This is a genomic window from Porphyromonas miyakawae (assembly GCF_045865415.1).
In the GTDB taxonomy this organism is placed as follows: domain Bacteria; phylum Bacteroidota; class Bacteroidia; order Bacteroidales; family Porphyromonadaceae; genus Porphyromonas; species Porphyromonas miyakawae.
Genome location: NZ_BAAFSF010000001.1, coordinates 666,027 through 677,500, shown reverse-complemented (window position 1 = coordinate 677,500; position 11,474 = coordinate 666,027). Strand labels below are relative to the sequence as shown.

At 47.1% G+C, this 11,474-nt stretch carries 8 protein-coding genes, 2 tRNA genes and 2 rRNA genes (1 of these 12 only partly in view); 2 read left to right on the top strand and 10 right to left on the bottom strand.

The window, feature by feature from the left end:
• The 9 genes from ACLWMH_RS02780 to pdxH form a co-directional block, all read right to left on the bottom strand.
• A 23S ribosomal RNA gene (locus tag ACLWMH_RS02780) occupies positions 1-138 on the bottom strand; it reaches 2,739 nt to the left of the window's first position.
• Between the two features lie 266 nt (positions 139-404).
• Positions 405-478, bottom strand: a tRNA-Ala gene (locus tag ACLWMH_RS02775).
• 32 nt (positions 479-510) lie between these two features.
• Positions 511-584 (bottom strand) — tRNA-Ile (locus ACLWMH_RS02770).
• A gap of 239 nt (positions 585-823) precedes the next feature.
• A 16S ribosomal RNA gene (locus ACLWMH_RS02765) occupies positions 824-2,352 on the bottom strand.
• Together the 16S and 23S rRNA genes with 2 tRNA genes alongside form the textbook arrangement of a ribosomal RNA operon.
• A gap of 987 nt (positions 2,353-3,339) precedes the next feature.
• Positions 3,340-5,076: an Acyl-CoA dehydrogenase C-terminal domain-containing protein gene (locus ACLWMH_RS02760; RefSeq protein WP_411915227.1), complete on the bottom strand. Its 1,737-nt coding sequence runs from the start codon at positions 5,074-5,076 to the stop codon at positions 3,340-3,342.
• Between the two features lie 15 nt (positions 5,077-5,091).
• Complete coding sequence (locus ACLWMH_RS02755) at positions 5,092-6,117, bottom strand: electron transfer flavoprotein subunit alpha/FixB family protein (RefSeq protein WP_411915226.1); 1,026 nt, start codon at positions 6,115-6,117, stop codon at positions 5,092-5,094.
• A 27-nt stretch (positions 6,118-6,144) separates the two neighbouring features.
• Positions 6,145-7,011 carry an electron transfer flavoprotein subunit beta/FixA family protein gene (locus ACLWMH_RS02750; RefSeq protein ID WP_411915225.1) on the bottom strand — a complete coding sequence of 289 codons (867 nt, stop codon included), beginning with the start codon at positions 7,009-7,011 and terminating at the stop codon, positions 6,145-6,147.
• 28 nt (positions 7,012-7,039) lie between these two features.
• Positions 7,040-7,810, bottom strand: coding sequence for a tRNA (adenosine(37)-N6)-threonylcarbamoyltransferase complex dimerization subunit type 1 TsaB (gene tsaB, locus ACLWMH_RS02745; RefSeq protein WP_411915224.1), 771 nt, complete (start codon positions 7,808-7,810; stop codon positions 7,040-7,042).
• Positions 7,776-8,426: a pyridoxamine 5'-phosphate oxidase gene (gene pdxH / locus ACLWMH_RS02740; RefSeq protein WP_411915223.1), complete on the bottom strand. Its 651-nt coding sequence runs from the start codon at positions 8,424-8,426 to the stop codon at positions 7,776-7,778. The genes tsaB and pdxH overlap by 35 nt, the downstream gene beginning before the upstream one ends.
• Before the next feature lie 415 nt (positions 8,427-8,841).
• Here pdxH and ACLWMH_RS02735 point away from each other — a divergent pair, with 415 nt between their 5' ends.
• Entirely contained in the window at positions 8,842-9,576 is a 735-nt protein-coding gene (locus tag ACLWMH_RS02735) for a hypothetical protein (RefSeq protein WP_411915222.1), read from the top strand.
• Between the two features lie 320 nt (positions 9,577-9,896).
• Here ACLWMH_RS02735 and ACLWMH_RS02730 read toward each other — a convergent pair whose 3' ends face one another.
• Complete coding sequence (locus ACLWMH_RS02730; RefSeq protein ID WP_411915221.1) at positions 9,897-10,256, bottom strand: rhodanese-like domain-containing protein; 360 nt, start codon at positions 10,254-10,256, stop codon at positions 9,897-9,899.
• Positions 10,257-10,478: 222 nt separating this feature from the next.
• Here ACLWMH_RS02730 and ACLWMH_RS02725 point away from each other — a divergent pair, with 222 nt between their 5' ends.
• Entirely contained in the window at positions 10,479-11,264 is a 786-nt protein-coding gene (locus ACLWMH_RS02725; protein ID WP_411915599.1) for a class I SAM-dependent methyltransferase, read from the top strand.
• Positions 11,265-11,474 lie beyond the last annotated feature (210 nt).

The following is an 11,474-nucleotide window of genomic DNA, read 5'->3' as shown; positions in this document are numbered from 1 at the left end:
CTCTCCGGCGGGTTGCCCCATTCGGATATCTGCGGATCGCGTCGTATGTGCCAATCCCCGCAGCTTTTCGCAGCTTGTCACGTCCTTCTTCGCTCCCGAGAGCCAAGGCATCCACCGTCTGCCTTCTGTCTATTTCGTCGCCTGAATAAAAGTCTTTCGACTCCTATTCTCGCCTTTATTACATGTTGAGTATACAGTCATTGTCCTCATTAATCAGTTTCCTAATCAACTCATACAATGCGCTGCTTTCTATTCTTTTATTTTTACTTGCTACTCCGTTGCTTCTCCTTGCACTACGCAAGGCGGCCACAACTGAGCAGCGCTCTACTCTTTGTTGTTTCTTCGTATAAAATCATGTCAAAGATCGCTTCCCCTTTACGTCCTCTTTCAAGGACTAGGGATAGTGGAGAATATCGGATTCGAACCGATGACCCCCTGCTTGCAAAGCAGGTGCTCTAGCCAGCTGAGCTAATCCCCCGTACTCTTAACTCTATCGCTTTAGAGTCACTGTAGTCCCAGGCAGATTTGAACTGCCGACCTCTACATTATCAGTGTAGCGCTCTAACCAACTGAGCTATAGGACTTCTTGATGTCCTACCGCCCTCTTCTGGTCGGTGCTGCACCGGCTGAGGACTTTCACGCCTCAGTGCTGAGCTCCGCTCCTTGCGGCAAGCATCCTACTTATATCGTTAGGCTTTGAACTTTTCATAAAAGAAGAAGGGCGGCGATGACAAGAACCCATCCATAGGGTACTTATTATCTATTACATCCCGTCTGCGCATAATAAGCGTTTTACCACTCCTACACGCTTTAGAGCCTCCAGAAAGGAGGTGTTCCAGCCGCACCTTCCGGTACGGCTACCTTGTTACGACTTAGCCCCAGTCACCGGTATTACCCTTAAGCGCTCCTTTGACGGTCACGCTCTTCAGGTACCCCCGACTCCCATGGCTTGACGGGCGGTGTGTACAAGGCCCGGGAACGTATTCACCGCGCCATGGCTGATGCGCGATTACTAGCGAATCCGGCTTCACGGAGTCGAGTTGCAGACTCCGATCCGAACTGGGGTGAGGTTTTGGGATCTGCTTCATGTCACCATGTCGCTTCCTGCTGTCCTCACCATTGTAACACGTGTGTCGCCCCGGATGTAAGGGCCGTGCTGATTTGACGTCATCCACACCTTCCTCTCGCCTTACGACGGCTGTCTCGATAGAGTCCTCAGCTTAACCTGTTAGTAACTATCAACGTGGGTTGCGCTCGTTATTGCACTTAAGCAAACACCTCACGGCACGAGCTGACGACAACCATGCAGCACCTACATAGGAGCCCCGAAGGGACAATGACTCTCATCATCTAACTCCTACATTTCAATCCCGGGTAAGGTTCCTCGCGTATCATCGAATTAAACCACATGTTCCTCCGCTTGTGCGGGCCCCCGTCAATTCCTTTGAGTTTCACCGTTGCCGGCGTACTCCCCAGGTGGAATACTTATCGCTTTCGCTTAGTCTCTTACCGTATATCGCAAAAAACTAGTATTCATCGTTTACTGCGTGGACTACCAGGGTATCTAATCCTGTTTGATACCCACGCTTTCGTGCTTCAGTGTCAGAATAAGTCTGGTACGCTGCCTGCGCAATCGGAGTTCTGTGTGATATCTATGCATTTCACCGCTACACCACACATTCCACATACCTCGTCTCTTCTCTAGCTGTCCAGTTTCAAAGGCAAGACATGAGTTGAGCTCATGCTTTTCACCCCTGACTTAAATAGCCACCTACGCACCCTTTAAACCCAATAATTCCGGATAACGCTCGTATCCCCCGTATTACCGCGGCTGCTGGCACGGAGTTAGCCGATACTTATTCGTAGAGTACTTGCAAATGCGTACACGTACGCACCTTTACCCCTCTACAAAAGAAGTTTACAATCCTTATGAACCGTCTTCCTTCACGCGACTTGGCTGGTTCAGGCTCTCGCCCATTGACCAATATTCCTCACTGCTGCCTCCCGTAGGAGTCTGGTCCGTGTCTCAGTACCAGTGTGGGGGGTCAACCTCTCAGTCCCCCTATCCATCGTCGACTTGGTGGGCCGTTACCTCACCAACTATCTAATGGACCGCATGTCTATCTCTTACCGATAAATCTTTATTCACCTTCTCATGCAAAAATGTGAAACTATACCATATTAGCACGACTTTCACCGTGTTATCCGGTTGTAAGAGGTAAGTTACATACGTGTTACGCACCCGTGCGCCGGTCGCCGCCAAAGTATTGCTACCTCGCGCTGCCCCTCGACTTGCATGTGTTAAGCCTATCGCTAGCGTTCATCCTGAGCCAGGATCAAACTCTCCATTGTTATTTACAATTTTTGTTTTCTTCCTTTTAGCTCTTGGGATGATGTTTATAGATCCGTATTCCCCTCGTTATTCCTTCCTTCACTTTCGTGATATCAGAAATGACGGGCTTCTTGTCTATCACCTTTCTTCTTAGATCGTTATATTGTACTACACAACTGTTCGTTGTTTTGTATCATCTATTTCTTTGTTCAAAGCCTGTCAAAGATCGCTTCTATTTCCACGCCCCCAAGCACTGCACCATGGCTTCCCATGGCAACCCGTTCTTTGGGGTCGGGACTGCAAAGGTAGAAACTTATTTTCTTTTGACCAAATCTGCCATAAGAAAAAGTCTTTTTTTTTCGAAGACTTTCTTTGTTCCTTACTCTCCGCCTTCCGCTACCTGTTCATCACCGCGCTTGGTGACCCTTTCATTCAGGTTGCGAATGCAAAGGTAATAACTTATTTTATTCTGACCAAATGTTTGATCATTTATTTTCTCCTTTGCTCTGTCGCATCGAGACCAACACTATCGCTCAAGTGCCCTATGTCTCAGTTGCGGATGCAAAGGTAATACTTTTCTCTTTATAAACAATACCCGCAACCTTATTCATCGACCTCTTTTCCCCTCATATCACCCCTTTCTTCCTATCAATCAATCCCTTACGCCAATCAAAATAATTATTGAAAATATGGCAATATGTAAATAATAGTACTAATGCATTTCCCTTTTCTTAGCATAGCAAATCAATTTTCCGTTACTCAAGACTAACGTACATTTCCATAAGGGTTTATTTTTTATCCCAAAGATATGCGTGCTCAATGGGGGGAGATGGATGTTATCGTATGTTGGTATAGATATTTCATTTAAAAAGATATAGATATTTTGTTTGAAAGGTACATATATTCCATTTGAAAGATACAGATGTTTCGTTTGAAAGATATAGGTATAAAAAAGCCCTTGCAGACACACTCTACAAGGGCTTTGACTTTATTAGAGAATAATACGATTACTTCTCTCCGGTGTTGGACGACTCATTACGATAGAGGGCCAACTCATCCAGATCAAATGTATCGATGTAATGGGCTATCTTCATCACTTCAGCTTCCGCATAGTTGAGGAAAACGCGACAGGAACGTTCGTACAAATCGGGGCGTTCCGCAGCGGCTTTGAACAACAGATGCGCAAAAAGCGTATAGGAGGTAGCTTCCACTAATCGGCGTGCGTGGAAGTCATGCAACTCCTGATTGTTCGCTTCGGATACTTTCTTAACGAGGCGTTCCCCTATTTCCAGCATTTTACCCATACGTTCCTTGAGCGGCTCCCATCCGGAGGGACACGCGCCCTTTCGGTATTCGCGGATCTGCTCGAAGTACAGTCCCGTAGTCACATAACGAATGGCGGCAACCACCTGAAGCTGTGTAGTACCCTCGTAGATATTGGTGATGCGCACATCGCGATAGAGGCGTTCGCAGGTGTAATCCTTCATAAAGCCGCTTCCCCCGTGTACCTGCACGCAATCGTATACGTTTTGGTTGGCAAACTCGGTACTGATTCCCTTGCCGATAGGCGTAAAGGCATCCGCAAGCTTGGTATAGTGCTTTTGCTCACTACGCTCTTCAGGCGTCAGTTTACGCTCACGAGCCACATCGTCCCACGCTTTGTACATATCTACAAAACGACAGGTTTCGTACAGATGGCAGCGTGCGGCATCCGTCTTGGCACGCATCAGCGCAAGCATTTCGTACACGGCGGGGAATTGATCGATGGTTTGCCCGAACTGCTTCCGCTCTATCGCGTATTCATACGCTTCGCGACAAGCCGCCTCACTGATGCCGACCGCCTGACTCATAATGCCCAAGCGCGCTCCGTTCATCAGCGCCATTATGTACTTAATGAGCCCCATTCGGCGCGTGCCGCATAGTTCCGCTTTGGCATTATTGAATACCAGTTCGCACGTGGGCACACCTTTGATACCCATCTTATTCTCGATGCGGCGCACGGTTACGCCTGGGTTGTTCTTGCTATCGAAGATAAACATCGAAAGACCGCGCGCATCGTGCGTTCCTTCCTCACTGCGTGCCAGCACCAAATGTATATGCGAATCACCGTTAGTGATGAAACGCTTTACGCCGTTGAGCCGCCACGTATCGTCGCCTTCGTTATAGGTAGCTTTGAGCATAACCGCCTGAAGGTCACTACCGGCATCAGGCTCGGTAAGGTCCATCGACATCGTTTCGCCGTTCAAGGCTATACGGGGCAGGAAGCGTTGACGCTGATCTTCGCTACCAAATTCGTACAGCGTTGTGGCACAGTCCTGAAGCCCCCATAGGTTTTCGAAGCCGGCATCGCTGCGCGACACGATATCCGCCGCCATAATGTACGGTGTGATGGGGAAATTCAGACCACCATAACGGCGCGGAATAGCCATTCCCATCAAGCCGGCGCGACGTACAGCATCCAAGTTTTGTTGGGTAAAACGATCGTAGCAGGCGCGTCCGTCCTTAAGGGTAGGACCGGTCTGATCCACATCCTGTGCATTGGGTTCGATAATATCGCCACAGATTTCACCCACGATTTCCAGTACACGCTCGTAACTATCGATCGCATCTTCGTAGTTTTGAGGCGCATAGTCAAATTGCTCCTTATCGTTATAGTCGCGCTCTTTAAGCGCAACGATGCGCTCCATCAGCGGATGTCTCAGATGATACGCAAGCGCGGGAGTATCTTTATAAAAGTTTGCCATAATGCTTTCCGTGGGTTACTTACTGTTCTTTTTGTATGCAGCGATTAGACGCGGAACAACCTCTTCAATACGACCGACTATAACGTAATCGGCAATTGAATTGATGGGTGCCTCCGGATCACTGTTAATGGAAATGACAATACTGCTGTCCTGCATGCCTGCTACGTGCTGAATTTGTCCGCTAATACCACAGGCGATATACAACTTTGGGCGAACGGTTACGCCGGTTTGCCCAATCTGCCGGTCGTGATCGATAAAGCCGGCATCCACAGCGGCACGCGATGCGCCCACTTCGGCACCCAACGTTTCCGCCAATTGGTAAAGCAATTGGAAGTTTTCCTTGCTTCCAACACCGTACCCACCGGCAACAATTACCGATGCAGCAGCGAGGTTTACTTTGCGTGCCTCTATATTACGCTCCAAAATTTCTACTACAAAATCCTCATCGCTTATATAGTCACTCACTTTGTGGCGTATCACTTCGAGCTTCGAAGCATCGTATTCTTTCAGAGGCTCTTTCTTCATTACCCCGGGACGAACCGTAGCCATTTGCGGACGGCAATCCGGATTAACGATGGTTGCCACTATATTTCCACCAAAAGCGGGGCGTATTTGGTACAAAAGTTGGGGATACTCCTTTTTGCTCTTCGGATCGGTATAGCCACCAATCTCCAATGAAGTGCAATCTGCCGTTAATCCGCTGTGCAAAGCACTGGATACTAAAGGCCCAAGGTCACGCCCTACGGAAGTGGCACCCATGAGTGCTATTTGCGGTTTTTCTTCGGCAAAAAGCTTGGTTACGATTGCTCCGAAGGGTTTAGTCATATAATGAGCCAAGCGGGCATCTTCAAAGATGTGCAACCGTTCAACGCCATAAGGGGCAACGGAATCCGCAATCAACGAGGCATCCGCGCATATCGCAACTGCCTCTAAGCCGCATTGCAGTTCCTGAGCCAAGCAACGCCCTTTGGTGAGCAGCTCCAGGCTTACCTCCTCAACGGCATTATTCTCTATCTCTAAGTAAACAAAGAGGTTATTCATATTCTGTATGGTTCTAAGGAGAATCCGTTATCCAATTATTCGTTCCGCAATGAGCGAAGCCACCAGCTCGTTGATGCCGGCTTCGGAAGCATCTATACGTAACGCCTCTTTCGCCTTGAATACCACGTTTTGGATGGTCTTAACTTTTGTGGGAGAGCCGGCCAATCCGCACTGTTCCGGGGCAGCATTGACCCCTGCGGCGGTAAGTTCATGCAGTTGTAAATAGGGACGCTTGGCCACCAAAGTGCGATATTCCTCACTCACCTGCTCCATTTCACACGGAGCGAGCGCATATTTGAATCGTTGTAACAGTTTGGCGTGACGCGGACGACAAGGCGCTGCCGAGCCATTTACCGTAACCAAGAGGGGCAATTTGGCACGAACGCGTTCAACTCCGCGCTCCAATCGCCGTTTGATAACGATATCTTGTTTGCCTACTTCCTCTATTTCTTCCGCATAGGTTACCGCATTGATCCCTAATTTATGGGCAACTTGCGGACCAACCTGCGCTGTATCACCGTCAATGGCTTGCCTTCCGCAAAGAACCAAATCAGGAATTCCGATGTGACGCACCGCCATAGAGAGCGCGTAACTGGTAGCAAGCGTATCGGCACCGGCAAAAGCTCTGTCGGTAAGCAGGTAGCCTTCATCAGCTCCCCGGTACAACGATTCGCGCAATACATCGGCTGCACGGAACGGTCCCATTGTGAGAACCGAAATTTGGGTATCCGGGTACTGATCTTTAATGCGCAAAGCTTGCTCCAAAGCATTCAAATCTTCCGGATTGAAGATTGCCTCCAGAGCCGCACGATTGACCGTGCCGTCTGCCTTCATGGCATCCTTCCCTACGTTGTGGGTATCGGGCACTTGTTTGGCTAATACTATTATTTTCATACTCGTTTATACTCGTGTTTGTTTGTGGTCATCGGTTCAAAACCTTGTTTTTTGCCTTTTTGGCGATATAGGGCTTCAGATAGTTAGGGGTCCAATACGCCGTATCAACGAAATGTCCTTTGCTAAAAGCGACGAGCGCCTCCTTACGTAAGTCGCGTGCATGCGGTGCGTATGCATCAAAATGCGCATTGGGCAATTTGATCACATCCTTGCATTTAGTGGCACCACTACCAAAGAAGTAGACCTCCCTTTGGGAATACTGATCGGAAAAGCTTGCTTCGTCAACGATCATTGCCTGTTCCTCTGTTTCCACTGCTCCGTTCGTTTGATACAATGCGGTATAGACTTCCATACGTCCCGCATCGATCATCGGGCAAAAAAGAGCGTCGGGAGTATAGGTAAGCCCCTCCGTGAAGCCGTCAGTCATACTGCGTAGTGTAGAAACAGCTATAATGGGAATATTGCAACCAAATGCCAATCCTTTGGCAAAAGATGCTCCAATGCGCAATCCGGTATAGCTTCCCGGTCCTTCGCTTACGGCAATAGCCTCAAGCTTGAGCCCTGCCGTGTGGGCACTCTGTAGTGCCTTTTGCGCAAACGAGCCAATTGTAGCGGCGTGATTACGCCCCGGTTCGCTCTCCCATTCCCCAATCAGCTCCACGCCTTTCGCCAAAGCAACGGAACAGACCTCCGCTGTGGTTTCAATGCAGAGTAATACGGGACTTTTTGTCTGCTCGCTTTCGTTCATCATTTTCACAACAGATTTAAGGGGCAATTCGTTCAATCGACCAACTTCCATCCTCCTGTTTTTGATACAGAAAGCGGTCGTGTAAACGGCTCGCTCGCCCTTGCCAGAACTCTATTCTGCTCGCCTTTACAGCAAATCCGCCCCACGTGTCGGGGCGAGGAACCGGACGCCCTACATATTTGAGCGATTCTTTTGCGAACTGAACCATTATATATTCACGATTTGGAATAGGATGGCTTTGCGGTGAGATGCGTGCTCCAATGCGGCTTGTATAGGGTCTCTTCCTAAAATAAGCATCGCTCAGCTCCGGCTCCAAGTGCCGAACGGTACCTTCAATATGGATTTGCCGCTCCGTTTCGTGCCACAAAAAGGTTACTGCCACGTTCGGATTGGCCGCCATCTGCTGTCCTTTTCTACTTTCGTAGTTACTATAGAAGATGATCTCTTCGTTAAGCACCTCTTTCAGTAATACAGTTCGTACGCTTGGATGCCCGTCCGGTGTAGAGGTAGCCACAATTAGTGCCGTAGGCTCCAAGGCTTTTGCTTTAAATGCGTCCTCAATCCATTTATCCACCAAGTCAAAGGGATTCTCCGGCATATCACGTCGCGTCAGCGAATGCTTCGTGTACTCCCGTCTGACATTCTCCAAATGCAGGTCCTCGCTCATCTTTGTTCCTTTCTCGTTAACCCATACCTTTCGGGGGAGGCAACCCCAGCCCGAAAAGTTCTTTCTTTCGCAAAAGTAGCGAAAAATGCGCATACGCAGGTTTCGCGTCTGCTCTCCTTATTTGGGCATCATCCGATCCAGCAGGCTGAAGGGATATAAGTTTGCTCGGGCGCGCAAAAGGCATTTGTTGCGTTTGAATGGCTTTTGTGTTAAGAAGAGCATTACGTAAGGAGTGAGTGATACAGCGGTTGCGGATTATTCTCTAAATTTGTTGCAATATGAAAGAAAAGTTGCTATGCTATTGAGGAGAGAAGGTACTATATTTCGGCAGATTAATTTATTTTTTGGAAGCATCCGGTTAGTTGCTTCTGGGCGGTTGCTCATTTTTTGCTGCCTATTTCTGCCGCTCTTTGGCGTGTGCTCGGCTTTATCAGCTCAAGAGAAATACGATATCCGGCTACAGCTTAAGGAGGGAGACAAACTGGGAATTGGGATAAAAATTAATTCCATAACTACGACAAAGACACCTATTGTAGGCAACGCCACCTTTAACACGACCGAAAAATACGCTATTACCCTACAGGTATTAGGCATTCAGGGAGAAAATTATCGCATTAAATGTACCGTAAATAAAGTGGATGTATCTATGAAAAGCGAGGGGGTAGGCAGATACGAAAAGGAAGCCAATCAGGCCCTTTTGGATGCACTAAAGCCGGACGAGTTACGCGGAAGCTCCGTAATAGCCGTAATTACTCCTTATTTTGAGCCGGTACAAGTTCCGAGTGACGATACTTCAAAGCGAGTTATCGAGCTATTGCAAGATGCTGTATCGCGCGCTTATGCTCCACAAGCTGCAACTATTGATGAACAGAGAAAGAAGAGTGATGGAGCGAACAGCGTTATTTCCACTCTGACCTCTGTAACCAATACAAAAGCTACCGTTCAGGGTCAATTTAGCGAGTGTTTGAAAGAGAAGAAGATGTCACTGAACCGAAAGGGAAACTTTACCTACAAAATGGAACGAAAGAGTGGCAGCCCTATTAGCGGAAAGATTAGCGATAAATCAACCGGCACCCAAAAAGCTCTTTTGCTGAATCTCTCGTTCCAAAGCACGCGACACATGCACGTCACCCTCACGCACAACCGATAAGTGCACACACTTGGATGTCCATACGGTGTGGATATGGCCGCTATTATTGATGCCGTAGGCCACAAAACTTTCGCCTTACCTTAAAAGCATCATTGATGCGCATACCAAACTAATCAAAGAGATCAATACTACTCCGGCTCAGGGAGTGCTTAGAATAAATTCCTCTAACACCTTAGTAAAGTCCTACTCTGAGTAGTTATTCAATTCGACAAAAGCAATCGGGTATTTTCTACACACGGGCTATATTTCACTGCATGAATATATATAATCCACAAAGTATATACTCTCTCTCAGTACTCTTTCCGGAGTGATACTTTATTCTAATCCTTAACAACGGGCTTCCCGGTCTTCATCCATTCGACAAATCCGCCTTCCAAATTACCCACTTTGTATCCTGCATCAGTAAGTTTATGTGCAGCCTTCATACTGCGCAAACCACTACGACAGTACACGTAAACAATCTGCTCCTTATCTGGATAAAGACGCTGTACAACCTCAGCAAAGTCTACTTGCTTCACATCCACATTCTGTGCCCCTTTTATATGTCCCTCTGCATATTCTTCAGCCGTTCGCACATCTAACAGATATACCCCGGGCACCTGAATGGCTGTTTCGAATGCCGCTACCTCTAAATGCATGATTTCTTTTTGTACTTTACATCCCTCTAGACTTATGATCATCGCAAAGCATATAGCCCATACACTACACAAAGTCACACACCGATTCATTCTTCCTTGTATCTTTTTCTTTATTCTTATACATCTCAAAGTTACGCAAACTTGCCAAAATATTTTCTGTCATCTTCTAGCACACTCCTCATACTCTGATTCAATGAAGTAAAAAGGGTACTTTCTTGTGTTTTTTATTACCTTCGTTTTGGGAATCATACCCCCCAAAGAATGATGCAGAAGAGACAACTTAACAGAAGACAATATTTCCATGAACTCGCAAAGACAAGCGAGAAATATTTTATTCCCTACGTACAGCAATACAGGCAAGTAAGTAAAGGAATGAATGTGTTAGAGATTGGGTGCGGGGATGGAGGAAATCTACTACCCTTTTCTCGCATGAACTGTGACGTGGTGGGAATAGACCTATCAGAGGAACGAATAAGGGACGCAAGGGTGTTTTTTGAAGAGAATAAAGCAAAAGGGCGTTTCATTGCTTCCGATATTTTTCAGATAGAAGAGTTCCAACAGCAGTTCGACATAATCGTATGCCATGATGTTATAGAGCATATCAACGACAAAGAGAGCTTTTTGCGCAAATGTAAACAGCTATTAAAACAGGGGGGGGGGATTTTCATTTCTTTTCCTGCGTGGCAGATGCCATTTGGGGGACATCAGCAAATATGTAGAAGTAGATTCTTATCACATTTGCCTTTTTTCCACCTGCTCCCCACTGCATGGTATAAGGGGATATTAAGAGCTTGGAAAGAGGATGAGGAGTGTGTCAGGGAATTGCTGAATATCAGGCAGACCAAATGTCCGATAGAATTGTTTGAAAGGACAATAAGAAAAGAAGGGTTTAAAGCTATTGATCGGACACTCTATTTCATTAATCCTCACTATGAGGTCAAATTTCACTTGCATCCAAGAAAACTATACACAGTGATAGGGAGAATTCCCTATATCCGCAATTTCTTCACAACATCGTGTTTCTATTTTTTGGAGTCATCAGATGAGTAGCTTTTCTTCTGTTAAATACCTACTCTTTCCCTTGATTGGCATGAAACGATGAAGTCGTGGAAAGTAAAACATTCATACTCTTCACCGAGGGTAATGAGTGCCCTGTAAGCAAAAAGCCAATGGACCTCTCCAATATGTCGTAAATTCAGGAAAGCTATGTCCTATTTACCCATAAAGAGGGAAAGAGTATAAGCTCCTCCCCTCTCCACG